Origin of the sequence: Massilia paldalensis (assembly GCF_044901715.1) — a bacterium.
GTDB classification, from domain to species: Bacteria; Pseudomonadota; Gammaproteobacteria; order Burkholderiales; family Burkholderiaceae_D; genus Telluria; species Telluria paldalensis.
This window is the reverse complement of record NZ_JBJCIU010000001.1, coordinates 804,099-827,043: the sequence shown is the minus strand read 5'-3', so window position 1 is coordinate 827,043 and position 22,945 is coordinate 804,099. Positions and strand designations below refer to the sequence as shown.

The window sequence follows — 22,945 nt, the reverse complement described above, 5'->3', positions numbered from 1 at the left end:
ATAATGGGTCTAGCATAGCATCGATCTTGCCGATGTGACATGCCGACATGTCGAACCGATGGACGAAAAAAAAACGCCGTCCAGGGACGGCGTTTTTCTCGCAGTGCGTCGGCTTAGTTGCGGACGACTTTCTTGTACTCGGCGGTACGGGTGTCGATCTCGATGACGTCGTCCTGGTTGACGAACAGCGGCACCTGGATGGTGAACTGCTTCGCCTCGATGGCGTTTTCCAGGCGGGCTTCCTTCATGACGTTACCCGAGGTGTTGCCCTTGACGGCCGGCTCGGTGTAGATGACCTGGCGCGCGATGGTGATCGGCAGTTCGACCGAGATGGCCTTGCCGTCGTAGAACACCGCTTCGCATTCCATACCGTCTTTCAGGTAGTTGATGGCGTCGCCCATGTTTTCTTCTTCGATTTCGTACTGGTTGTACTCTTCATCCATGAAGACGTACAGCGGATCGGCGAAGTACGAGTAGGTCACCGGCTTCTTGTCCAGGACGACGACGTCGAACTTGTCGTCGCCGCGGAACACGTTTTCCAGCGGCGCATTGGTCAGAAGATTCTTCATCTTCCACTTGTAGGTGAAGCCCGTGCGGCTCGAGCCGTTGACGTCGGAGCGCAGCACGATGAACGGCTTGGCATCGACCATGATGATATTGCCGACACGGATTTCTTTTGCGGGTTTCATAGGAATGTCTGGATCAAATGAGAGTTGCAGTAATCGAGCACTATACCATGTTCCCTTGCCGCCGCCTATCGCAGCGACCGGGCGAAGTTCAACAGGTTGCTCACCAAGTCGCCGTTTGCCAACATCTGCGCCTGCCATTCGGCATTGCGCTGCGAGATGCGGGGCAAATCGGCTTGCAGGGACGACCAGGATTGCGCCCAATCGGCGTGTTCGTCCATGTGCGGGTCCCGTGCGCCGTTCCAGCGCAGGGAGAATTCGTTCAGGCCGGTCAGGCCCGGCGCGTACCGCTGCAGGAACGCGCGAAGTTTAACATGATGCAAGTTTTCGTCCTGCGGATAGATGTGCCAGACGAAGGGCCGGCCCGCCCATTGCGCCCGCACCCAGGAGTCCTCGCCGCGCACGAAGTTGAAGTCGCAGGCCCACAGCAGGCGGTCGTAGTCGCGCTGGGACATGAACGGAATCACGCGCACGCTCAGGCGGCCGCGGGTCGCGTGGGCGCCGGCCACCGCGTCCGCGCCCAGGAAATCCTGCACCTGCGCGCGCGCCACGCCTTCCGGCACCAGGCAGGCGACGTCGCGCCCGCCCGTGCGCCAGGCGTCGAACAGGGCGGCGACCGGCGCCTCCGGATAGCAGAACAGGCTGGCCTTGAAGGCCGCCGCCTCGCCCGCCGTCAGGCCCAGGCCGGCCAGGAACGCGGCCTGCGCCCGCGGGTCCGCCTGGAAGGCGTCGCGCTCGGCCAGCAGATCGCGCTCGCGCAGCAGGCCGCCCGTCCTGTCCGTGAAGCCGGGGAAGAAGAAATGCTTGGTCAGGGGCAGGCGCGGATGCATCGAGGGCAGCGCATGGCAGCCTTCGACCCATTCCTCGGCGCTCAAGCCTTCATAGTTGATCCAGACCGGCCGCGGCGTGCATTGCGCCATCGCCGCGATATAGCCGGGCGGCAGGTCGACGCCGAAGAATTCGATCACGATGTCGGCCACGTCGTCCGGGGCATATTCCCCGTCCTGGCCGCTCCAGTGGCGCACCAGCACGTCCTCGACGGTCTGCGTGTCGGCGTCGACGGCGACCGCCGGCCAGATGCGCCGGAAACTGGCGAGGTCGTCGACCCACAGCGTCACCGCGATGCCGTGTTCGGCGCGCAGCTGGCGCGCCAGGCGCCAGCAGATGCCGATGTCGCCATAGTTGTCGACCACCTTGCAGAAGATGGCGAGCGTCGTCGGGCGGTCGTCGTGGAACATGGGCGGAAACGGGACAGGTAGTCGAAGAAGTCGGCTTGGATGAAGTCGGCGTGGATGCAGTCGGCGTGGATCGCGCCAGCCGGGGCGGCCGGTATTGTAGCGGATTTCACTGGATAAAGTGCCTTCCGGTCCAGACCTCCCATCCATCATGCACGCAATCAGTGAGCGGGCGCACATGGACGGTGCAATCCTGCCCACTTCTGCGCCATCGCAAGGCGCGAACGTGTTCGCACAATTTCCCCACCGGGTCACAAACTTCGCGGGGACACCCCGGTCCAACAGCCACCTGTAGAAAAGCGGACGGCGCAGCTGGCGCCCGCCTCCCATCGCCTCTAGCGCCGGACATCACGGCGCCAGAGGCGATTTTTCAACCAACGTATCCAGACCAGGAGTTGATCATGAATGAATTTCAGCAGCCCGGAGTCGGACAACAGGCAGGACAGCAACTATCGCCACAAGGCTTCTTCGGCAGCGTCCTCGGGGCGCCGCTCGGCGGCCTGATCGGCCGCGGCATCGGCGGCATCTTCGGCAATCCCCAGCTGGGCAACCAGATCGGGCAGCTGGCCGGCGGCGTCGGCGGCGGCTTCCTGCCGCTGCAGGCGGACCCCTACCAGCAAGGAGCACAACAGCAACAAGGCCAGATGGGCCAGATGGGACCTCAAGGCTGGCTGCCGGGCAACCTGTCGCAATTCCTGCGGCCGACCTACGGCAGCATGATTTCCGACCCCATCGGGCGGCCGCCGCAATTCGGCTTCGGTCCCGACCTGCCCTTCGGCGGCTTCGTCCCGCCGCACATCGCCGCCCAACAGCAGGCCCAACAGCAAGCCGCCCAGCAGCAGGCAGGACAGCAGGGCCAGGGCGCGCAAGGACAGCAGAACGTCCAGGGCGGGCAAGGGCAAATGGCACCGCAGGGCTGGTTCGGCGACGCCCTGAGCTCCTTCGGCAAGCCGCTGGGCGGGCTGATCGGCGGCCTGGCAGGCAACCAGCAACTGGGCAACACCATCGGCGGCATCGCTTCGCAATTCGGCGGCATGCTGCCGTTCGCGGCCGGTCCGCAACAGGGCCAGCAAGGCCAACAACAGATCGCGTCGCAGTTCCAGCCGCAGCAACTGGCCCTGCTGCACCAGTTCCTGCAGCACCTGCAGCAACTACAACAATCACAGCAAGGCCAGCAGGGGCAACAGGCAGGCCAGGGCCAGGTCGCTCCCCACGGCTGGTTCGGCGACGCGCTGAGCTCCTTCGGCAAACCGCTGGGCGGCCTGATCGGCGGCCTGGCAGGCAACCAGCAACTGGGCAATACCATCGGCGGCATCGCTTCGCAATTCGGGGGCATGTTGCCGTTCTCCGCCGATCCCTACCAGATGCAACTGCAGGCCCAACAACAACAAATGCAGCAGCTGCAGCAGCAACTGGCCCAGCTGGCCCAGCAACAGCAACAGCAACAGCAACAACCGGGTCAGCAGCAGCCGGGGCAACAGCAGTTGGCGCCGCAGGGCTGGTTCGGCAACGCCCTGAGCTCCTTCGGCAAGCCGCTGGGCGGCCTGATCGGCGGCCTGGCCGGCAACCAGGGCCTGGGCAGCACCATCGGCGGGATCGCCTCGCAACTGGGCGGCATGCTGCCGTTCTCGGTCGACCCGTACCAGCTGCAGCAGCTCATCCAGCAGCAACAGGCACAGCAACAACAAGGACAGCAACAGCCGGGCCAACAGCAATTGGCGCCGCAAGGCTGGTTCGGCAATGCCCTGAGCTCCTTCGGCAAACCCCTGGGCGGCCTGATCGGCGGCCTGGCCGGCAACCAGGGCCTGGGCAGCACCATCGGCGGCATCGCCTCGCAACTGGGCGGCATGCTGCCGTTCTCGGTCGACCCGTACCAGCTGCAGCAGCTCATCCAGCAACAACAGGCACAGCACATGCAGCAGCAGCCGGGCCAGTTCCCGATCTACCAGGGCTACGGCCAGCAAGGCCAGGCGGGCCAGCAGGGCGCACCGACGCTGCATTGACGGACATTGCCCGCCGCGGCGCCGACCAGGCATCGCGGCGGGGCGTGGCGCGCGGCCGGGCCGCAAGCGGCAGGCCGCGCCCATCCGTACCGTTCTCGTTCCGTCCTGCCCCCATCCGGCCCTGCCCCAGGGCGCCCATGAGGAGATCCGCATGCCCAACACAGGTGATACCACGCGCTACATCATCCGCGCCGTCGAGGACGGCCCGGCGCTCGCCGCCTTCATCGCTGCCATCCGCGCCAATCCCGCCGTCAAGGTGGTCGACGCCATTGGCCCGAAGGAACAGCCGCATACCGCCGTCGTGGAGACCGACGCGGCGACGGCCGGGCAGCTCGAGCAATCGTTTCGCTTTTCCAACCAATTGATGATCGAACCGGACCGCCCGCTGTCGCTGTTCGACGGCGCGCAGCCGCATTGATCCGAAAGGAGCAGACATGGCCAAGACTCCATCCGGCGGCCAGCCCAACGGCCCGGACAAACCAGCACAGGATCCCGCACGCTCCGGACCGCCGGGCGAAACGCAGGGCCGGCGCGTGGCCGAGCGCAAGAAGCAGTACCTGGTCAGCCCGCTGCCGGCGGCGGGCGGACTCGCCACGTTCGCGGCCGGCATGGGCGGCGCCCAGCCTCTTCCGCTGTCGCTGTCGCTGCAGTCCGTCGAGCAGGCGCTGCGCGGCGTCCAGGACGTCGAAGTGGTACGCACGGTGGGCACGCGCGGCGGCGTCGGCCTGCTGGGCGCGGGCATGGGCGGCATGGACGGCGACGCCGGCGGCGTCGTGGTGGCGCGCATGACCGACGAGAAGGCGCGCGCCCTGCACCAGCAGGCCCAGGGCCGGCTGGCGGTGGAACGCGACCAGCACCTGCACCTGCTCGATCCGGTACCGCGCCACCCGACGCTGGTCAATTCCTACCCGTCCTCCGATGGCCCGCGCTTCGACCTCGACTTCCTCGTGCTGGGCAAGGACGGCGCGCCGCTCGCCGACGCCGAAGTCTCGCTGTTCGGCGGCCAGCAGCCGGCCTGCGGCCTGACCGGCGCGGACGGGCGCGTGCGGGTGACGGTGCACGGCGCATCGACCCATGCGGTCAGCGGCGTCTACGTCAAGCCGCGCGCCGACTACTGGAGCTTCTACCAGCCCGACCCGGATCTCGGCACCGACGAGCCGAACGTGGTGGCGCTGCATGCGCTGTCGGACTGGCCGCCGCTGCCGGGCTTCCCGGGCCGCAGCGCGATGGGCTGGGGCGCGCGCGCCATGCGCCTGGAACAGGTGCCGCCGGCGTTGCGCGGCCAGGGCGTGCGCATCGCCGTGATCGACTCGGGCGCGGCCACCACGCACACGAACCTGAACCGCATCCATGCCGGCTTCGACATCATCAACGACAACCCGGACACCTGGAACCAGGACCAGCTCAGCCACGGCTCGCATTGCGCCGGCGTGATCGCGGGGGCCGATCCCAGCTTCGGCATCCGCGGCTTCGCGCCGGACGCCGAGGTCCACGTGTGCAAGCTGTTCCCGGGCGGCCAGATCAGCCAGCTCATCGAGGCGCTCGAGTACTGCATCGAGCACCAGATCGACGTCGTCAACCTGAGCCTGGGCGGCACGGGCCCCTCCCCCGCGCTGGAACAGCAGATCCTGCGCGCCAAGCGCAACGGCGTCGCCTGCATCGCGGCGGCCGGCAATTCGGGCGGCCCGGTGCAGTATCCGGCGGCCTCGCCCAATGTGCTGGCCGTGGCGGCAGTGGGCAAGATCGACGAATTCCCGCGCGACAGCTACCACGCCGAGACCATCAATCCCGACGTCGATGCGCAGGGCTATTTCACGGCCTGGTTCAGTTGCTTCGGGCCGGAGGTCGACGTGTGCGCGCCGGGCGTGGCGATCGTCTCGTCGGTGCCGCCGAATAATTTTGCGGCCTGGGACGGCACCTCGATGGCGGCACCCCACGTCACCGGCCTGGCCGCCCTCGTGCTGGCCCACCATCCGGCCTTCCAGGGCCAGGGACGGATGCGTTCGGCGGAGCGGGTCGATCGCCTGTTCCAGTTGATTCGCCTGAGCGCGCGCCGCGTGACCCAGTCGGACGCCACGCACACGGGCTACGGCATGCCGGATGCCCTGGTGGCGCTGGGCCTGGCCGTGGCGCCGGAGCAGCAGGCATTCCAGGGCATGCTGGCGTCGCTGCTGGGCGCCGTGCCGCAAGCGCTGGCGCTGCAGGATCCCGGCATCGCGATGTATCCCGGCATGGCCGCGCCGCGTCCGTTCGCCGGCACCGGTGGCATGGGCGGCTTCCCCTTCCCCTTCGGCGGCCTGCGTCCGCAAGGCTGGTAGCACGCAAACGCAAGGAGATGATTGGGGGGAATGCGGAAGGCGGAAGCTGGACGGCGCGGAAAGCGGAACGGCAATGGCAGGACGCCGCAAGCACCGGAAACGGCAAATGCAGGAAAGCGAAGGAAACGGGGAAAAGCGGGAAAATGACAAGGCGACGCCGCATGCAAACGACGCGCACAAAGAAAAACCGGAGCACCTCTCCGCGCATGCGCGTTGGTCTGCTCCGGTTTTTGACTGGCGTCCCCACGGGGATTCGAACCCCGGTACTCACCGTGAAAGGGTGATGTCCTAGGCCTCTAGACGATGGGGACCTAAAACTTTTCAATGCGCTGCTTCCTGCTGCGCTGTCCTGCTGTTTGCTGCTGCGGCACGCTGTCTTGCTGCGTGCCGAAAAATTCTGGCGTCCCCACGGGGATTCGAACCCCGGTACTCACCGTGAAAGGGTGATGTCCTAGGCCTCTAGACGATGGGGACCTAAAACTAAGCGGCATCTTACATCAAAAAACACGGCTTCGATGCCTCGTCGTGTTTTTTTGGCGTCCCCACGGGGATTCGAACCCCGGTACTCACCGTGAAAGGGTGATGTCCTAGGCCTCTAGACGATGGGGACCGCGGACTGTTTTTCGCCATCGGGATCGGCGCGCCGCCATGTTCCTGGCGCCGGGATCCCGACCGACAAATTGGTGGAGGTAAGCGGGATCGAACCGCTGACCTCTTGCATGCCATGCAAGCGCTCTCCCAGCTGAGCTATACCCCCATTGTTCCTGCCACGCGGCCAGAGCACGGTACTTCCGTTGGGCCCTGACCCCGCTATTCAGTACAGGCTACTGGAAACGACCGCCTGCACTCAATAAAAAAGCCGCTCAAGGCGGCTCCTTGCACAACCCTACTACGAATTCTTGGCGTCCCCACGGGGATTCGAACCCCGGTACTCACCGTGAAAGGGTGATGTCCTAGGCCTCTAGACGATGGGGACCCTGGACTGCATCATGTTACTGTTGTTTTTCCTACGTGGTGGAGGTAAGCGGGATCGAACCGCTGACCTCTTGCATGCCATGCAAGCGCTCTCCCAGCTGAGCTATACCCCCTACGGGAAAACAACACTATAACATACTGCCTTTACTTCTCACAGCGCCGTTTTTTCAACGCTGCCGTACAACCTGGCGTCCCCACGGGGATTCGAACCCCGGTACTCACCGTGAAAGGGTGATGTCCTAGGCCTCTAGACGATGGGGACTCGGACTGTACTGATTACCACTTACTGCCACTACTCTTCAGGACTTGGTGGAGGTAAGCGGGATCGAACCGCTGACCTCTTGCATGCCATGCAAGCGCTCTCCCAGCTGAGCTATACCCCCGCAGTGCTGAAGTGCGAGCATTATAGCGGACGACCTTGCATTTCGCAAATACCCAAAAGGCATCGTCCGCCATCGCCGCCCGCAGGCGATTACAGGCCCTGTTGCACGCGTGCCAGCACGACGTCGCGGCCGAACAATTCCAGCACGGCGTCGATGGCCGGCGTCTGCAGCTGGCCCGTGACCAGCAGGCGCAGCGGCATGGCCAGCTGCGGCATCTTGAGGCCATTGGCCGCCAGCACTTCCTTCATCATGGCGGACAGCGCCGGCTTGGTCCACTCGACCGTCGCCAGGCGCTCGGCGAACTGGGCCAGCGCCGGGCGCACGGCGTCGGTCAGGTGCTGTGCGAGCAGCGCGGCATCGGGCTTCGGCGTGCGGAAGAACAGCATGGCGGCATCGGCAAGCTCGTTGATGGTGTTGGTGCGTTCCTTCATGAGGCCCAGCACGGCTGGCAGCGGCGGCGCCCCGTCGAAGACCGCGCCTTCGCGTTCCAGGATCGGGCGGGCCAGGCCCGCCAGGCGCTCGTTGTCGGCCAGTTTGATGTAGTGGTTGTTCAGCCACGCCAGCTTTTCCGGGTTGAACTGCGCGGCCGACGCGGTCAGGTGCTCCAGGTTGAACCACTCGGTGAATTGCTCCATCGAGAAGATCTCGTCGTCGCCGTGGCTCCAGCCCAGGCGCGCCAGGTAGTTCAGCATCGCTTCCGGCAGGTAGCCCTGCTCCGGATACTGCATCACGCTGACGGCGCCGTGGCGCTTCGACAGCTTCTGGCCGTCCGGGCCCAGGATCATGGGCAGGTGGCCGTACTGCGGCAACTCCGCGCCCAGCGCGCGCAGGATATTGATCTGGCGCGGGGTGTTATTGACGTGGTCGTCGCCACGCAGCACGTGGGTGATCTTCATGTCCCAGTCGTCCACGGCCACGCAGAAGTTATAGGTCGGCGTGCCGTCCGGACGGGCGATGACGAGGTCGTCCAGTTCCTTGTTGGCGATGGTGATCGGGCCCTTGACGACGTCGTGCCAGGTGACTTCGCCGTCGAGCGGATTCTTGAAGCGCACCACCGGCTTCACGCCGGCCGGCACCTCGGGCAGGGTCTTGCCCGGCTCCGGACGCCAGGTCCCGTCGTAGCGCGGCTTTTCGCCGGCCGCGCGCATGCGCTCGCGCATCGCTTCCACTTCTTCCGGCGAGCAGTAGCACAGGTAGGCGGTGCCGGCTTCCAGCATGCCCTTGATGACTTCACGGTAGCGGTCCATGCGCTGCATCTGGTAGAACGGGCCTTCGTCATGCGCCAGGCCCAGCCACTGCATGCCGTCCAGGATCGCCTGCACGGCTTCCGGCGTCGAGCGCTCCAGGTCGGTGTCTTCGATGCGCAGCACGAAGGTGCCGCCGAAGTGGCGGGCATAGGCCCACGAATAGAGCGCGGTGCGGGCGCCGCCGAGGTGGAGATAGCCGGTCGGGCTGGGAGCGAAACGGGTACGGACGGTCATGGTCGGAAACGAAACGATAAAAGCCCCGTGCACAGGGCTGGATTGGTCGGAGCGCAGGCGCGCCTGTTGTTGTTGTTTGTAGGACACGGGTTGTTGTTTGCATGTCTCGGCGGGGGGGCGCGGTGCGCGCTGCGCCTGGCCGGACATCCCGGTGTCTGGACAATGCCTATTTTACAGGCTCGTGCCGGACTACGGTATCGACGGTGGATTGAGCAAATTGAGCAATTACTTTACAGAAAGTAAAATGATCGCTACAGTCATGCGTTAATTTCAGCACTTTCCACGTTTTCCCATACACATGTCCATCGATCCGAGCACCGCTGCCATCGCGCGCCTGAGCGGGGAGTTTTCCTGCCCGTCGATGGAAGCCGGGTTTCTCGAGGACCAGTCCGGCACGATCCTGCGCTACCTGCGCCGTGCATTGCTGCTGTATTCCCTGTTCTACATGATGTTCGGGGTCAACGACATCGTCGTCCTGGGACTCCATGGCGCGGCGACCCCGCTGCTCGCGCGCCTGCTGATGCCGCTGCTCGCCCTGGGCCTGTGGCGCCAGGTACGGCGCGCTGCCGACCCCGTGCGCACGGCGTTCCGGGCCGGCAGCGTGTTCACCGTCTGCTGGCTGCTCAGCTACCTGGTCGTCACGTCGTACCGTCCCCAGGACGTGCTGCTGCACGGCGCCTCGATGGTCATCATCGTGATCGCGATCCAGATCTTCATTCCGAACCGCCCGCTGCACGCGCTGGCCATTGCGGCCGCCGGGAGCGTGGCATTCGCCGTGCTGGCCTGGTCACTGCATGCCGAGAGTCCGCGCCACCTGGCCTCGATAAGCACGCTGATCCTGTTCGCGAACATCTTCGGCGCGCTGGCCGCCAACCGCTACGCCCGCATGGCGCGCGAGCAGTACCGTGCCCAGCAGGTGCTGAAGAACCTGTCGGTCCGCGACCCGCTGACCGGCTGCTACAACCGGCGCCACCTGAACGCCGCCCTGCTCGACGGGGAGATCGCGCGGGCGCGCCGCGACCGCCTCGGCCTGTCCCTCATCATGTGCGACCTGGACGGATTCAAGGCCATCAACGACACCCACGGCCACCAGGCTGGCGACGCATTGCTGCACGCCTTTGCCGCGCTGCTGCAATCGATGACACGCGAAACGGTGGACACGGTGGTGCGCTACGGCGGCGAGGAATTCCTCGTGATCCTGCCCGAGACGTCGCTGGACGACGGCGTCCTGCTCGCGGAACGGATCCGGGCCGCCTTTGCCGCCCTGCGCGTGGACACCGGCGGGGCCACGCTGTCGGCCACCGCCAGCTTCGGCGTGACGGGCGCCGACTTCGCCGGCGGCCAGGCGCTCGCGCCGCACGCCCTGATCGCCGTCGCGGACGAATTGATGTATGCGGCCAAGCGCGGCGGCCGCAACCGCGTGATGGCCCGTCCATTTGCGCGACAATGTGCGCATGACGACATCGCCGCAGCCGCCTGACCTGACCCGCCACTACGACGCCATGTGGGACCGCGCCTTCGCCGCGGTGGCCGCCGGCGACATCGACTGCGACACGCGCCTGGCCGCCGGGCCCGACCCGCGCCGGGGCCTGACCGTCATCGCGCGTCCCGGCCCCGCGTTGGCCGCGCGCCTGGACGCCCTCCTCGACCGGCTGGCCGCGCTCGAGCCGGGGCAGTACCGCCATCCGCCGTCCGACATGCACATGACCGTCCTGTCGCTGTTCACGGTCGCCGACGACGCTGCGCCCGCGCTGGAGCGGCTGGCGGACTACCGCGCCGCCGCGCACGCCGCGGCGGCCGGCATCGAGGCCTTCGAGGTGGCGTTCGCCGGCATCACGCTGTCGCGCGGCGCCGTGCTGGCGCGCGGCTTCCCGCGCGGGCCGCAGCTGGAGCGGCTGCGCGCACGGCTGCGGGAGGAACTGCACGAACGGGGCCTGGACGCCTTGCTGGACGAGCGCTACCGCCTGGTGACAGCGCACGCGACGCTGTTGCGCTTCGTACAACCGCTGCGCGACCCGGCCCGCTTCGCCGCCGCGCTGGCGCTGCTGCGCGACGCGCCGCTGGGCACGATGCGCGTGGACCGCGTGGAACTGGTGGTCAACGACTGGACCATGTCGCGTTCGACGCTCGAACGCATCGACACGCTGGCGCTGTCGTAATGCGGCGGCGGCCGATCAACGCCGCTGCAACACGACCGGCTGCGCCGCCCTCGCCCGCAGCTGGCCGCAGCCGCCGTCGACGTCCTGGCCGGCCGAATCGCGCAGCTTGGTGAGGATGCGCCGGCCCGACAGGTGGGCGGCGATCGCCCGCGCGCGGTCCCAGTCCGGGCGGCGGAACGGCAGGCCGGGATTGAAGTTATAGGGAATCATGTTCAGCACGGCGTACTTGCCGCGCAGGAGGTCGACGATGGCGTCGAGTTCATCCTGGCCGTCGTTGACGCCGTCCAGCAAGGTCCACTGGTACTGGATCGGGTAGCCGGTCAGGCGCGCGTAGCGTTCGCCCTCCTCGACCAGGGCGGCAGGGTCCAGGCGCGGTGCGCGGGGCAGCAGCTGCGCCCGCAGCGCGGGCTTCGTCGTGTGCAGCGACAGCGCCAGCGCCGGCTTCACGCGGCCCTGCGGCAGGCGCGCGAACACGCGCGCGTCGCCCACCGTCGACAGCACGAGGTTCTTGTGCGGGATATCGCCTTCGGTGCCGAGCAGGTCGATCGCCTCCAGCACGTTGTCGAGGTTGTGGGCCGGTTCGCCCATGCCCATGAAGACGACCTTCCTGACGGGCCGGCGGCGGCGCGCCAGCACCACCTGGGCGACGATCTCGCCGCTCGTGACCTGGCGCAGCAGGCCGTCGCGCCCCGTCATGCAGAAGGTGCAGCCGACCGCGCAGCCGACCTGGCTCGACACGCACACGCCGTCGCGCGGCAGCAGCACCGATTCCACCGCCTGGCCGTCGGCCAGCCCCACCAGCAGGCGCGCCGAGCCGTCCTCGGCCGGGTGTTCGCTGACGACGCGCGCGAGGGCATCGAGTTCCGCATCGAGCCCGGGCAGCGCCTCGCGCACGGGCTTGGGCAGGAAGTCGTCCGGGCGGCGCCGGCCGCGGTCGTGGTCCATGACGCGCACCCAGTCGCGCAGCACGCGGTCCACGTGCAGGGGCTGGGCGCCGAGGGCGTGAAGGCGGGCGCGGATGTCGGCGATACGCATGATGTCTACGCAAAACGTCGTCCCTGCGCAGGCAGGGACCCAAGTTCTGCTTGCATTCCGAATGCGCTTGCAATATTGGGTCCCTGCCTGCGCAGGGACGACGGTAGGGCAATGCGGATTCAGTCGTTCTTGACGACGATGGTCGGGAACTTGGCCGTCATGTCCTTGGCCTGCTCCGCCACCTTGATCGCGACCTTGCGCGCGATCTCCTTGTAGATGCCGGCGACCTTGCCGTCCGGCTCGGCGACGACGGTCGGCATGCCGGAATCGGTCTGTTCGCGGATCGACAGCTGCAGCGGCAGCTTGCCCAGGAACTCCAGCTTGAAGTCGGCGCTCATCTTCTCGCCGCCGCCGGCGCCGAAGATTTCCTCGACGTGGCCGCAGTTCGAGCAGACGTGGGTGCTCATGTTTTCCACCACGCCCAGGATCGGGATGCCGACCTTCTCGAACATCTTGACGCCCTTGCGCGCGTCCAGCAGGGCGATGTCCTGCGGGGTGGTGACGATGACGGCGCCCGTGACGGGCACTTTCTGGGCCAGCGTCAGCTGGATGTCGCCGGTGCCCGGCGGCATGTCGACGACGAGGTAGTCGAGGTTCTTCCAGTTGGTCTGTTCCAGCAGCTGGTGCAGCGCCTGGACGACCATCGGGCCGCGCCAGACCATCGGCTCGTCCGGATCGATCAGGAAGCCGATCGACGAGACCTGCACGCCGTGGCCCTGCAGCGGCTCCATGCTCTTGTTGTCCAGGCTGACCGGACGGCCGGAGACGCCCAGCATCATCGGCTGCGACGGGCCGTAGATGTCGGCGTCCAGCAGGCCGACGGAAGCGCCCTCGGCGGCCAGCGCCAAGGCCAGGTTGACGGCCGTGGTCGACTTGCCGACGCCGCCCTTGCCGGAGGCGACGGCGATGATGTTCTTCACGTTCGGCATCACCTTCAGGCCGCGCTGCACGGCGTGCGACAGCACCTTGGTGACGACGTTGACGCTGACGTTGCCCGCGCCGGCGCCGCGCAGGGCGTTGACGACGGCGTTGCGGATCGCGCCCGACTGGCTCTTTGCCGGGTAGCCGAGCTCGATGTCGAGGGCGACGTTGTCGCCGTCGATCTGGATACTCTTGACCGCTTTGGAAGAAACGAAATCTTTATTGGTATTGGGATCGACGACGGCGGCCAGCGCGGCCTTGACGCCTTCTTGCGTGATGCTCATGGGGTTCTCCGAAGGTAATGCGCAAGTTTAGCGCAAAATGGCGTATTGACTCGGGTGGAACTGCCGAAACGGCCGATTAGCCCCTGCGCGTTCAGGGGCATCCACTGGTAAAATGCTTTTTTTCATCCATGAATGTCCTTTTCCGACCATGACACGCCAGCTGTTCGTCACCACCGCCCTGCCCTACGCCAACGCTGCCTTCCACATCGGCCACATGATGGAGTACATCCAGGCCGACATCTGGGTCCGCTTCCAGCGAATGCAGGAAGAAAACGGCCAGCCGCGCGTCGTGCACTTCGTCGGCGCCGACGACACCCATGGCACGCCGATCATGATCGCCGCCGAAAAGGAAGGCGTGACGCCGCAGGAATTCGTCGCCAAGATCGCCGCCGGCCGCGCCCAGTACCTGGACGGCTTCCACATCGCCTTCGACAACTGGTACTCGACCGACTCGCCGGAAAACGTCGAGCTGTCGCAGGGCATCTACCGCCGCCTGCGTGACGCCGGCCTCATCTATACCAAGACCGTCGACCGCTTCTACGATACGGCCAAGGGCATGTTCCTGGCCGACCGCAACATCAAGGGCGAATGCCCGGTCTGCCATTCGAAGGACCAGTATGGCGACAATTGCGAAGTCTGCGGCGCCGCCTACCAGCCGACCGAACTGATCAACCCGTACTCCGTCTTCACGGGCTCGACCCCGATCCTGAAGCCGTCCGAACAGTATTTCTTCAAGCTGTCCGACCCGCGCTGCTTCCAGTTCCTGAAAAACTGGCTGAACACGCCGGGCCGCCTGCAGCCGGAAATGGTGAACAAGGTGTCGGAATGGCTGGGCGAGAACGGCGAAAAGCTGGCCGACTGGGACATCTCGCGCGATGCGCCCTACTTCGGCATCCCGATCCCGGATGCCCCGGGCAAGTTCTTCTACGTCTGGCTGGACGCGCCGGTCGGCTACCTGGCCAGCCTCAAGAATTACTTCGAGAAGAAAGGCATCGACTACGACGCCTTCCTGAACGATCCGGCGACGGAGCAGGTGCACTTCATCGGCAAGGACATCGTCTCCTTCCACCTGCTGTTCTGGCCGGCGATGCTGGAATTCTCCGGCCACCCCGTCATCGACAAGCTGAAGGTCAATGTCCACGGCCACCTGACCGTGAATAACGAAAAGATGTCGAAGTCGCGCGGCACCGGCATCTCGCCCCTGCGCTACCTGGAACTGGGCATGAACCCGGAATGGCTGCGCTACTACCTGGCCTTCAAGCTCAACAGCAAGGTCGAGGACCTGGACTTCACGGGCGAGGACTTCGTCGCCCGTGTGAACAGCGACCTGATCGGCAAGTACGTGAACATCGCCAGCCGCTGCGCCGGCTTCATCGCCAAGAAATTCGACGGCAAGCTGGCCACCACGCTGTCGGCGACGGCCCAGGAATGGATCGCCCGCGCCATGAACGGCGAACAGGGCGAGCGCCAGGCCGCGATCGCCGCCAGCTACGAAGCACGCGAGTTCGGCCGTGCCCTGCGCGAGATCATGGAAGTGGCGGACGTTGCCAACCGCTACGTCGACGAGAACAAGCCCTGGCTGCTGGCCAAGGACGAGACCAGGACGGCCGAGCTGCACGAGGTCTGCACCACCGCGCTGATCCTGTTCCGCCAGCTCACCGTGATGCTGGCGCCGGTGCTGCCGCACGTAGCCGCGCGCGTGCGCGACTTCCTCGGCGACGCCGCCTATTCGTGGGAAGACACGAAGGGCGAACGCGTCTACGCGAGCATGCTGGGCCGTACTATCGGCGCCTACAGCCACCTGATGCAGCGCGTCGACGCCAAGATGATCGACGATCTGTTCGACAAGCCGGCGCAGATCGCGGCAGCGGCAGCAACAGCGGCAGCAGCGCCGGCCCCGGCAGCCGCCCAGGCCGCTGCGCCCGCCGGCGACGCGTCCGACATCGAGGAACTCGCGCCGGAAATCTCGATCGACGATTTCACCAAGATCGACCTGCGCGTGGCGAAGATCGTCCACTGCGAACACGTCGAAGGCTCCAGCAAGCTGCTGCGCCTGACGCTGGACGTGGGCGAAGGTCGCACCCGCAACGTGTTCTCGGGCATCAAGTCGGCTTACCAGCCGGAGCAATTGATCGGCAAGTTGACCGTGATGGTCGCCAACCTGGCGCCGCGCAAGATGAAGTTCGGTGTGTCCGAAGGCATGGTGCTGTGCGCGTCGGCGAAGGACGAGAAGACGAACCCGGGCCTGTACCTGCTGGAGCCAGTATCGGGTGCCCAGCCGGGCATGCGCATCCGCTGAGCGCCGCTCCCCCGCCCAGCAGGGCGGGCGCGGCTGGCGCGGGGGCATGCCCATCGTCGGCGATGGCTTGGAGCCTGTTCCGACAGGGACAGGCTCTCAATAGGACTTGAGCGGCGCCATCAAGCTCTGGCTGTTTTCCTTGTAGTCCTTGGCGCCGACGGCGCTGACCATCTTCTCCGTCCTGCTGGACGGGATGCGGCTACCGGTGATGGTCGCGCTGCTGGCCAGCGGCTGGACGCCCTGGGCGGCAGCCGGGGCCGGTTCGGAAGTGGGCGCGGGCGGCGTGGCGCAGCCGGCAAGAACGAGCGCAGCGGCAAGGATGGAACAAGTAAACACGGCTTTCATGGATCACCTGGAGGTAGGGTTGAGGAAAGCTGAAAGACCGGTCGGAATTGCCGGTCCTTGCCAGAATACTACCAATTTCCTTGCGCCGGTGGCAGTATAATGCGCTGTTTTTTCATTATTAGGACGCCCGGCGTCCGGTCCTTTACTTTTGATGGTAGATAATAATATGACCGAATACCAAGCCCTTCGACACATCCCCCACGCGAACCTGTTCCGCCAAGGCGACGTGTTCGTCCTGTTCGGCGAACTGTTCGGCCGCGGCTACGTGAACGGCCTGATCGACGAGGCCCGCGCGGCCGGCATGACGATCGTCGGCATCACGGTCGGCCGCCGCAACGACGACGGCACGCTGCGCGCCCTCACCGCGGAAGAGCATGCGGAAGCCGAAGCCAAGCTGGGCGGCCGCATCGTCAACATCCCGCTGATGGCCGGTTTCGACATGGATGCGCCGGAAGGCGAACAGAACCCGACCGAGATGCTGTCCGGGGTCACCCTCAAGAGCTGGCAGGAAGACAAGCTGGACTGGACCAAGATCGAAGCCTGCCGCCAGGCCGGCGTGGCCCGCTTCACCGAGTCGGCGCGCCAGGCGATGGCCGAGATCGACAAGCTGGTGCCGGACGGCGCCAACGTCTTCTTCGCCCACACGATGGCCGGCGGCATCCCCAAGATCAAGGCCTTCCTGGCCATCGCCAACCGCATCTACAAGGGCCGCGGCGAGCGCTTCATGTCCTCGCGCGCGCTGCTCGACAGCGACCTGGGCAAGCTGATCCTGATGAACTTCGACGAAGTCACGGCGAACACGCTGAAGTACCTGATCGACGCGTCCGCCGCGATCCGCGCGCGCGTCGAGTCCAAGGGCGGCCAGGTGCGCTACACGGCCTATGGCTACCACGGCACCGAGGTGCTGATCGGCGGCGACTACCACTGGCAGACCTACACCAACTACACCCAGGGCTACGCCAAGATGCGCCTGGAATCGATCGCCACCGCCGCCTGGAAGGGCGGCGTCGCGGCGACCGTGTTCAACTGCCCGGAAATCCGCACCAATTCGTCCGACATCTTCGTCGGCGTCGAACTGTCGCTGTTTCCGCTGCTGGCCGCGCTCAAGAAAGAAGGCGGCAACGGCAATGCATGGGCCCAGCAGCAATGGGAAGCCTGCCAGGCGCTGCTGAACGACGGCGTGTCGCTGCAGTCGATCCTGGACAAGCTGGAAACCTATCTGCAGACCGCGACCAGCGCCTCGTTCCGCAACTACGAAGCCTGGCCGATGGACAATACGCCGGAACTGGCCGACCTGATGATCGGCACCTCGGAAGAGATCACGTCGCTGCACAAGGACAAGAAAGCCCTGATCACCGACCACCTGTCGGCCCTGGTGCTGGAAGGCGCCGGTCCGCTGATGTTCCACGGCGCGGCCGAGAAGATCGCGCCGGTGCTGTGGCTCAACCACGACATCATCGCGCGCCAGCTCATCGAGCTGCACAAAAACGCCTAAGCAGCAGTATTATTTCGTCTTTGCATGAAGCGGCGGTTTTCCATAAACCGCCGTTTGCGTAACCCGCCTGAGAGAGCCATGTTCAAGAAACAATCGATGTACGAATCCGATCACACCAAGTTCATCAAGGAATTGAAGGAAAAGACCCCGGGCATGGAAGAGCGCCAGCAAGCCGGCCGTGCCCTGCTGTGGGACAAGGCACCGACTTCGCTCGACGAGCAGCGTCGCATTGCCGAATCGCGCCTGCGCCAGCAGGCTTATCCGTACCAGACCAAGGTCTGACGACCTGATCCCATAGGCCGGCGACGATGGTGCCTTCGCAGGCGACGCCCGACGGGCGCGCCGAGTCCCCCGGGGGACTGGACCCGCAAGACGCCGGCCTGCCTGTGCAAGCCGGCGCCGGCATGGACGCGCCGGATCCCGTCGACGCCATCGCCCGCCTGTACGGCGAGCCCCTGCTGCGCCTGCCCACCGACCTGTACATCCCGCCCGACGCGCTCGAAGTCTTCCTCGACGCCTTCGAAGGTCCGCTCGACCTGCTGCTGTACCTGATCCGCAAGCAGAACTTCAACATCCTCGACATCCCGATGGCCCAGGTGACGCTGCAATACCTGGAATACGTCGAACAGATCCGCAAGCACAACCTCGAGCTGGCGGCGGAATACCTGTTGATGGCGGCGATGCTGATCGAAATCAAATCGCGCATGCTGCTGCCGAAACGCCAGGATGCGTTGATCGAAGAAGCGGACGATCCGCGCGCGGAACTGGTGCGGCGCCTGCTCGACTACGAACAGATCAAGCTGGCGGCCCAGCAGCTGGGCGCCCTGCCCCAGGATGGCCGCGACTTCCAGCGCCCCGCGCTGCCCGTGGAACAGGGCCTGGCGCCCGTCTGGCCGGACGTCGACGCGCACGACCTGCAGCGTGTCTGGATGGACGTGCTGCGCCGCGCCAAGCTGACCCAGCACCACAAGATCGGACGCGAGGAACTGTCGGTGCGCGAGCACATGTCGGCGATCCTGCGCATGCTGCAGGGCGCGCGCTTCGTCGAATTCTCGGAACTGTTCGACGGCCAGGCAACCGTCCCCGTCGTCGTCGTCCACTTCGTGGCCATGCTCGAGCTGGCCAAGGAAACCCTGATCGAAATCACCCAGGCCGAACCGTTCGCGCCGATCTATGTGCGGCTCGCCTATTCCCCCGCCTGACGGGCGCAGGAATGCTTGCCGGCCGCACGCCTCTACACAGACACATCATGAAAATCATCTCCACCATCGACGAACTGCGCGACCAGCTGCGCGGACAACTGCGCACCGCCTTCGTGCCGACCATGGGCAACCTGCACGAAGGCCACCTGTCGCTGATGCGATTGGCGCGCAAGCACGGCGACCCGGTGGTTGCCTCGATCTTTGTCAACCGCCTGCAATTCGGCCCGAACGAGGACTTCGACAAATACCCGCGCACCTTCCAGGCCGACGTCGAGAAGCTGGAAAAGGAAGGCGTCTACGTGCTGTTCGCGCCGACCGAGAAGGATTTGTATCCGGAACCGCAGGAATACCGCGTGCAGCCGCCTGACGACCTGGGCAATATCCTGGAAGGCGAATTCCGTCCGGGCTTCTTCAACGGCGTATGCACCGTCGTCACCAAACTGTTTTCCTGCGTACAGCCGCGTGTGGCCGTGTTCGGCAAGAAGGATTATCAGCAGCTGATGATCATCCGTAACATGGCGCGCCAGTTCGCCATGCCGACCGAAATCATCGGCGCCGAAACCTTCCGCGCCGACGACGGCCTGGCCCTGTCCTCGCGCAACGGCTACCTGTCCGCCGACGAGCGCGCCGAGGCGCCGTTCCTGATCCAGACGCTGCAGTACGTGGCCGAGCAGACGCGCGCCGGCCACCCGGACCTGGCGGCGCTGGAACGCGACGCGATGGAACGCCTGGCCGGCCACGGCTGGAAGCCGGACTATGTGTCGATCCGCAAGCGCATGAACCTGCAGGCGCCGAACGCCGAGGAACGCGCGGCGGGCGCGCCGCTGGTCGTGCTGGCGGCCGCCAAGCTGGGCGCGACGCGCCTGATCGATAATCTAGAGATCTGATTCAATTGCGCATGTGCAATTCTGCTGTAAAATTTATCAAGTATATTCCTTCGAGCTTTCGCTTTTTACCCGATCCCCGTAAAAAGGAGCAGCGCCTTGACTGATTTTGCCATCGCCCACATGCGCAAAGGCCCGCCGAAATTGTCCGATGCGGTCGAACGCATCACCGTGAGCACGGTCGCGCACGAGATGCGCGACCCGTTCGATATCGGCGATGCGCTGGCCACGATGGCGACCAGTGGCGACGCCGTCACCGTCTACCTGCCCGATGACGCGTTCGTGATGGCGCGCATCGACACCGTCGATGCCGAGGGCCGCGGCTTCACGCTCGAGCTGGCCGAACACGCCACGCTCCCGGCGGGAGACATCACCTTCGTGGCGGCCATGGGCGGCAATGCCAAGATCCAGTTCGACATCGCGCTGGACGAGGCCATCGTGCCGGGCGAAGCACGGCTCGCCACGCTGCCGCTGCCTTCCGTCTGCCAGGTACTGAACCGGCGCGCCGAGACGCGCCTGGACTCGCCCGTCGGCGCCACGCACAGCGCGCGCTTCGTCCTGTTCAACAAGGTAATCGAAATGCCGTTGTACGATTTTTCGCGCGGCGGCGTGGGCCTGCGCGCGACGCCGGACCAGGCTCACGAACTGCACGTCGGCAAGCGCCTGAAGGGCGTGGAACTGGAACTGGGACCGTCGCTCGTCGTGCATGCCGACCTCGAAGTGCGCCTGCTGCGGCCGTTCCGCACCTTCCTGCTGGGCCAGCAGGTGCAGGTCGGGTGCCGCATCTCGAACATCTCGATGCAGATGCGCCAGCACCTGGACCGCGCGGTGGAGCGGGCTCAGCGGCGCTGAGCGTTTGCCAGCCACAACGAAAAATGGCCCCGCGGGGCCATTTTTGTTATGCGTCGACGCTGCGCTGGACGACGTGCTGACTTACGCCGTCACGCTTTGCGCCCATGCCAGCGCCGACAGGTGCGCCTTGTTCACGTCCAGCGGGCTGATATCCAGCGCCGAGGCCATCGATGCGCACAGCGTGGAGCTGAGTTCGCACGCCTCGGACAGCGCCAGGTAGGGGCCGTAGGGTCCCTCGCGCTGCGTCAGCGCCTGGACCACGGTGTCCGGCAGCTGGATCGTGTCCAGCACCTGCTCCATGGGCAGGCCCAGCAGGCGGTCCAGCAGCGAGAACATGCCGGCCACGAACAGGTACTCGCCCTCTCCCTTCGGCAGGAACTTCTGGCCCAGCAGCTCGCACAGGCGCGCGCGCACGACGGCCGTCTCCATCAGCACGGGGGAATAGCCGCTGCCGGCGGTGGCGAGCAGCAGCACCAGCCAGCGGTACAGCGGCGCGTAGCCGAGCATGGCGATGGCCTGGCGCAGCGACTGCACCTCGCGGCCGGCACCGAAGCCGGCCGAATTGATGAAGCGCAGCAGTTTGTAGATGAGCGCCGGGTCACGCTTGAGCAGGGCTTCGATCTTGGGCACGTCCTCGTTGGTCTGCACCATCTGCATCAATTGCAGGATGATGGACTGGGCCGGGCTCATGCCCTTGACGGGGTTGCCGTCGCGCGGCGTCAGGTGCAGCTTTCCGACGAAGGCATCGAGCCCCAGCGCGGCGCAGGCGTCGAAATCGGCCCAGGTGGCGACGGGTCGGCCCACCATGCGCAGCGAGGCGCCCTTGACGGCCGCATAGCTGCGCGCCTGGGCGGCGACGTCGGCGCCCGTGAAGCGCACTTCGGCGAAGGAAGCGATCGGCGACAGGTTGCGGCCAAGGAGGTTCAGGTCGGCGTCGCGCAAGGAGATGCCGACGCCGCCGGCGCGCAGGGCCTGGGCGGCGCTGCGGTGGTCGGCGTCGACCAGGTCGCGCAGGCGGATCGACAGCACGGTGCGCTCCGGCGGCAGCGCATGCAGGGCATCGAGGGAAAACATGGCCGGGACGGCGTCGAGGAACAGCAGCTTGTCGCGCAGCAGCCAGCCCTGCGCATCGTCGACGAGGTGGCGGGCGACGAAGCCCAGCAGCGACTCGAGGTCGGCATCGCCGACGACCTTGCCGTCCTGCTGTTGCCAGCAGAGCTCATAGCCGATCACGCGCTGCTTCGGGTCGAGGAGCGGTTCGCGGACAATAAAATTTGACTGATGCATGAGCTGGGCACCGGATGATACGAGCGGACGGCCGTAGCCGTCCGCATGAAGCCGCGATCAGAAGCCGAGGCTGTCGAGCAGGTCATCGACCTGGCCCTGGTCGGCGACGACGTCGCTCTTGCCCGTCGGATTGATTTGCGGGCCATTCAGCAAGCCATTGTCGAGCTCGCGCTTGATTTCTTCCGGCGCGAAATCGACGAGCACCTGCACGAGCTGCTTTTCCAGGTTCTGGGCGATGCCGGTGATGCGCTTGATCACCTGCCCCGTCAGGTCCTGGAAATCCTGGGCCATCATGATGTCCATCAGGTGGCCCTTCGTGGCGCCAGCGGACACGCGCGATGCTTCCAGGCTGGCGATGGTGCGCTCGGCCAGCGCGCGCCAGGCGCCGTCGCCCTGGGCGGCGTCGCCGGCCGTGGCCAGCATCGCCTTCCACGCATCGGACAGCTCGGCGGCGTCGCCATCGATACGGTCCTGCAAGGGGCCGGCGGCGTCGGTCGCATCCAGCACCTTCTTGGCGGCGTCTTCCGACAGCCGCGCCACGTAGTCGAGGCGGTCGCGCGCGTCGGGGATGTCGCTGGCGGCTTTTTCGATCAGCTTGTCCAGGCCCAGTCCGCGCAGGTTTTCGTGCAGTGCGCGGGTCATGTGCCCGATCCGGCTCAGCACCTCGTCATGCGAGGTCGGATCGGCGATGTGCTCCGTCATCTCAGGCCTTTTCCATCTTTTCGAAAATCTTGTTCAGCTTTTCGTCCAGGGTGGCGGCGGTGAACGGCTTGACCACGTAGCCGTTGGCACCGGCCTGCGCGGCCGCGATGATGTTTTCCTTCTTGGCTTCCGCGGTCACCATCAGCACCGGCAGCTTGGCCAGCGCGGGATCGGCACGGATGTTCTGCAGCATGGTCAGGCCGTCCATGTTCGGCATGTTCCAATCCGACACGACGAAGTCGAATTGTTCGCTGCGCAGCTTGGCCAGTGCCATGACGCCGTCTTCGGCTTCGTCGACGTTGGCGTAACCCAGTTCCTTCAACAGATTCCGGACAATGCGTCGCATCGTCGAGAAATCGTCAACAACTAAAAAACGCATCTTTGGATCAGCCATGAAAT

The 22,945-nt window shown here is 65.8% G+C and carries 20 protein-coding genes and 8 tRNA genes; 11 read left to right on the top strand and 17 right to left on the bottom strand.

The features are described 5' to 3' along the window. Nucleotides 1–113 precede the first annotated feature (113 nt). Nucleotides 114–689 carry an elongation factor P gene (locus ACI1V7_RS03770; protein ID WP_290411339.1) on the bottom strand — a complete coding sequence of 192 codons (576 nt, stop codon included), beginning with the start codon at nt 687–689 and terminating at the stop codon, nt 114–116. Between the two features lie 65 nt (nt 690–754). Continuing rightward, nucleotides 755–1,924 carry an elongation factor P maturation arginine rhamnosyltransferase EarP gene (gene earP, locus ACI1V7_RS03765; protein WP_404530415.1) on the bottom strand — a complete coding sequence of 390 codons (1,170 nt, stop codon included), beginning with the start codon at nt 1,922–1,924 and terminating at the stop codon, nt 755–757. A gap of 398 nt (nt 1,925–2,322) precedes the next feature. Between earP and ACI1V7_RS03760 the strand changes: the two genes are divergently transcribed. From ACI1V7_RS03760 to ACI1V7_RS03750, 3 genes are all read left to right on the top strand, one after another. Further along, on the top strand, nt 2,323–3,924 hold the full coding sequence (locus tag ACI1V7_RS03760) for a hypothetical protein (protein WP_404530414.1): 1,602 nt from the start codon (nt 2,323–2,325) through the stop codon (nt 3,922–3,924). Nucleotides 3,925–4,075: 151 nt separating this feature from the next. Then, entirely contained in the window at nt 4,076–4,342 is a 267-nt protein-coding gene (locus ACI1V7_RS03755) for a hypothetical protein (protein ID WP_404530413.1), read from the top strand. A 16-nt stretch (nt 4,343–4,358) separates the two neighbouring features. Further along, nucleotides 4,359–6,242: a S8 family serine peptidase gene (locus tag ACI1V7_RS03750; RefSeq protein ID WP_404530412.1), complete on the top strand. Its 1,884-nt coding sequence runs from the start codon at nt 4,359–4,361 to the stop codon at nt 6,240–6,242. Nucleotides 6,243–6,477: 235 nt separating this feature from the next. Here ACI1V7_RS03750 and ACI1V7_RS03745 read toward each other — a convergent pair. From ACI1V7_RS03745 to gltX, 9 genes are all read right to left on the bottom strand, one after another. Continuing rightward, a tRNA-Glu gene (locus tag ACI1V7_RS03745) sits at nt 6,478–6,553 on the bottom strand. Nucleotides 6,554–6,640: 87 nt separating this feature from the next. After that, nucleotides 6,641–6,716 (bottom strand) — tRNA-Glu (locus tag ACI1V7_RS03740). A 60-nt stretch (nt 6,717–6,776) separates the two neighbouring features. Beyond that, nucleotides 6,777–6,852 (bottom strand) — tRNA-Glu (locus tag ACI1V7_RS03735). A 71-nt stretch (nt 6,853–6,923) separates the two neighbouring features. Further along, nucleotides 6,924–6,999, bottom strand: a tRNA-Ala gene (locus ACI1V7_RS03730). A gap of 143 nt (nt 7,000–7,142) precedes the next feature. Next, a tRNA-Glu gene (locus ACI1V7_RS03725) sits at nt 7,143–7,218 on the bottom strand. A gap of 36 nt (nt 7,219–7,254) precedes the next feature. Further along, nucleotides 7,255–7,330: transfer RNA gene (locus tag ACI1V7_RS03720), tRNA-Ala, on the bottom strand. A 73-nt stretch (nt 7,331–7,403) separates the two neighbouring features. Continuing rightward, nucleotides 7,404–7,479, bottom strand: a tRNA-Glu gene (locus ACI1V7_RS03715). A gap of 45 nt (nt 7,480–7,524) precedes the next feature. Beyond that, nucleotides 7,525–7,600 (bottom strand) — tRNA-Ala (locus ACI1V7_RS03710). Nucleotides 7,601–7,689: 89 nt separating this feature from the next. Continuing rightward, nucleotides 7,690–9,081: a glutamate--tRNA ligase gene (gltX, locus tag ACI1V7_RS03705; RefSeq protein ID WP_404530411.1), complete on the bottom strand. Its 1,392-nt coding sequence runs from the start codon at nt 9,079–9,081 to the stop codon at nt 7,690–7,692. 298 nt (nt 9,082–9,379) lie between these two features. Here gltX and ACI1V7_RS03700 point away from each other — a divergent pair, with 298 nt between their 5' ends. Together ACI1V7_RS03700 and ACI1V7_RS03695 are read left to right on the top strand one after the other, a co-directional pair. Then, nucleotides 9,380–10,561, top strand: a complete 1,182-nt coding sequence (locus tag ACI1V7_RS03700; RefSeq protein WP_404530410.1) for a GGDEF domain-containing protein — start codon at nt 9,380–9,382, stop codon at nt 10,559–10,561. After that, on the top strand, nt 10,536–11,240 hold the full coding sequence (locus ACI1V7_RS03695) for a 2'-5' RNA ligase family protein (protein ID WP_404530409.1): 705 nt from the start codon (nt 10,536–10,538) through the stop codon (nt 11,238–11,240). Before ACI1V7_RS03700 ends, ACI1V7_RS03695 begins: the two co-directional genes overlap by 26 nt. Nucleotides 11,241–11,255: 15 nt before the next feature. Here the strand turns inward: ACI1V7_RS03695 and ACI1V7_RS03690 are convergent, their stop codons facing one another. Then, nucleotides 11,256–12,275: an RNA methyltransferase gene (locus ACI1V7_RS03690; protein WP_404530408.1), complete on the bottom strand. Its 1,020-nt coding sequence runs from the start codon at nt 12,273–12,275 to the stop codon at nt 11,256–11,258. A gap of 119 nt (nt 12,276–12,394) precedes the next feature. Next, nucleotides 12,395–13,480: an iron-sulfur cluster carrier protein ApbC gene (gene apbC / locus ACI1V7_RS03685; protein WP_404530407.1), complete on the bottom strand. Its 1,086-nt coding sequence runs from the start codon at nt 13,478–13,480 to the stop codon at nt 12,395–12,397. 148 nt (nt 13,481–13,628) lie between these two features. Here apbC and metG point away from each other — a divergent pair, with 148 nt between their 5' ends. Beyond that, a complete protein-coding gene (gene metG, locus ACI1V7_RS03680; RefSeq protein ID WP_404530406.1) occupies nt 13,629–15,779 on the top strand; it encodes a methionine--tRNA ligase in 2,151 nt (716 codons plus the stop codon). Nucleotides 15,780–15,875: 96 nt separating this feature from the next. Here metG and ACI1V7_RS03675 read toward each other — a convergent pair whose 3' ends face one another. Then, nucleotides 15,876–16,124: a YajG family lipoprotein gene (locus ACI1V7_RS03675; protein ID WP_404530405.1), complete on the bottom strand. Its 249-nt coding sequence runs from the start codon at nt 16,122–16,124 to the stop codon at nt 15,876–15,878. A gap of 166 nt (nt 16,125–16,290) precedes the next feature. Between ACI1V7_RS03675 and ACI1V7_RS03670 the strand changes: the two genes are divergently transcribed. The 5 genes from ACI1V7_RS03670 (at nt 16,291) to ACI1V7_RS03650 (ending at nt 20,557) form a co-directional block, all read left to right on the top strand. Then, on the top strand, nt 16,291–17,619 hold the full coding sequence (locus tag ACI1V7_RS03670; RefSeq protein ID WP_404530404.1) for an enoyl ACP reductase FabMG family protein: 1,329 nt from the start codon (nt 16,291–16,293) through the stop codon (nt 17,617–17,619). A gap of 78 nt (nt 17,620–17,697) precedes the next feature. After that, nucleotides 17,698–17,901: a DUF3460 family protein gene (locus ACI1V7_RS03665; RefSeq protein WP_404530403.1), complete on the top strand. Its 204-nt coding sequence runs from the start codon at nt 17,698–17,700 to the stop codon at nt 17,899–17,901. Nucleotides 17,902–17,927: 26 nt separating this feature from the next. Next, nucleotides 17,928–18,821 (top strand): segregation and condensation protein A, encoded by an 894-nt coding sequence (locus tag ACI1V7_RS03660; protein ID WP_404530402.1) that lies wholly within the window; start codon nt 17,928–17,930, stop codon nt 18,819–18,821. A 47-nt stretch (nt 18,822–18,868) separates the two neighbouring features. Continuing rightward, complete coding sequence (panC, locus tag ACI1V7_RS03655) at nt 18,869–19,708, top strand: pantoate--beta-alanine ligase (RefSeq protein WP_404530401.1); 840 nt, start codon at nt 18,869–18,871, stop codon at nt 19,706–19,708. Between the two features lie 96 nt (nt 19,709–19,804). Continuing rightward, a complete protein-coding gene (locus tag ACI1V7_RS03650) occupies nt 19,805–20,557 on the top strand; it encodes a PilZ domain-containing protein (protein WP_404530400.1) in 753 nt (250 codons plus the stop codon). 81 nt (nt 20,558–20,638) lie between these two features. On the opposite strand, the gene ACI1V7_RS03645 is transcribed toward ACI1V7_RS03650, so the two are convergent. From ACI1V7_RS03645 to cheY, 3 genes are read right to left on the bottom strand one after another with little or no spacing between them, the layout of a single operon-like run. Then, complete coding sequence (locus ACI1V7_RS03645; protein WP_404530399.1) at nt 20,639–21,844, bottom strand: EAL and HDOD domain-containing protein; 1,206 nt, start codon at nt 21,842–21,844, stop codon at nt 20,639–20,641. 57 nt (nt 21,845–21,901) lie between these two features. After that, a complete protein-coding gene (cheZ, locus tag ACI1V7_RS03640) occupies nt 21,902–22,546 on the bottom strand; it encodes a protein phosphatase CheZ (protein WP_404530398.1) in 645 nt (214 codons plus the stop codon). A gap of 1 nt (nt 22,547) precedes the next feature. Then, entirely contained in the window at nt 22,548–22,940 is a 393-nt protein-coding gene (gene cheY / locus ACI1V7_RS03635) for a chemotaxis response regulator CheY (protein ID WP_290411354.1), read from the bottom strand. Between the last annotated feature and the right edge of the window lie 5 nt (nt 22,941–22,945).

Bases quoted from the DNA above. Each gene is read 5' to 3' on its own strand.
- panC (WP_404530401.1), top strand. From the start codon at position 18,869: ATGAAAATCATCTCCACCATCGACGAACTGCGCGACCAGCTGCGCGGA.
- cheZ (WP_404530398.1), bottom strand. From the start codon at position 22,546: ATGACGGAGCACATCGCCGATCCGACCTCGCATGACGAGGTGCTGAGC.
- metG (WP_404530406.1), top strand. From the start codon at position 13,629: ATGACACGCCAGCTGTTCGTCACCACCGCCCTGCCCTACGCCAACGCT.
- ACI1V7_RS03755 (WP_404530413.1), top strand. From the start codon at position 4,076: ATGCCCAACACAGGTGATACCACGCGCTACATCATCCGCGCCGTCGAG.
- cheY (WP_290411354.1), bottom strand. From the start codon at position 22,940: ATGGCTGATCCAAAGATGCGTTTTTTAGTTGTTGACGATTTCTCGACG.
- ACI1V7_RS03760 (WP_404530414.1), top strand. From the start codon at position 2,323: ATGAATGAATTTCAGCAGCCCGGAGTCGGACAACAGGCAGGACAGCAA.
- ACI1V7_RS03665 (WP_404530403.1), top strand. From the start codon at position 17,698: ATGTTCAAGAAACAATCGATGTACGAATCCGATCACACCAAGTTCATC.
- ACI1V7_RS03695 (WP_404530409.1), top strand. From the start codon at position 10,536: ATGACGACATCGCCGCAGCCGCCTGACCTGACCCGCCACTACGACGCC.
- earP (WP_404530415.1), bottom strand. From the start codon at position 1,924: ATGTTCCACGACGACCGCCCGACGACGCTCGCCATCTTCTGCAAGGTG.
- ACI1V7_RS03675 (WP_404530405.1), bottom strand. From the start codon at position 16,124: ATGAAAGCCGTGTTTACTTGTTCCATCCTTGCCGCTGCGCTCGTTCTT.
- ACI1V7_RS03660 (WP_404530402.1), top strand. From the start codon at position 17,928: ATGGTGCCTTCGCAGGCGACGCCCGACGGGCGCGCCGAGTCCCCCGGG.
- ACI1V7_RS03700 (WP_404530410.1), top strand. From the start codon at position 9,380: ATGTCCATCGATCCGAGCACCGCTGCCATCGCGCGCCTGAGCGGGGAG.
- ACI1V7_RS03670 (WP_404530404.1), top strand. From the start codon at position 16,291: ATGACCGAATACCAAGCCCTTCGACACATCCCCCACGCGAACCTGTTC.
- apbC (WP_404530407.1), bottom strand. From the start codon at position 13,480: ATGAGCATCACGCAAGAAGGCGTCAAGGCCGCGCTGGCCGCCGTCGTC.
- ACI1V7_RS03690 (WP_404530408.1), bottom strand. From the start codon at position 12,275: ATGCGTATCGCCGACATCCGCGCCCGCCTTCACGCCCTCGGCGCCCAG.
- ACI1V7_RS03645 (WP_404530399.1), bottom strand. From the start codon at position 21,844: ATGCATCAGTCAAATTTTATTGTCCGCGAACCGCTCCTCGACCCGAAG.
- ACI1V7_RS03770 (WP_290411339.1), bottom strand. From the start codon at position 689: ATGAAACCCGCAAAAGAAATCCGTGTCGGCAATATCATCATGGTCGAT.
- gltX (WP_404530411.1), bottom strand. From the start codon at position 9,081: ATGACCGTCCGTACCCGTTTCGCTCCCAGCCCGACCGGCTATCTCCAC.
- ACI1V7_RS03750 (WP_404530412.1), top strand. From the start codon at position 4,359: ATGGCCAAGACTCCATCCGGCGGCCAGCCCAACGGCCCGGACAAACCA.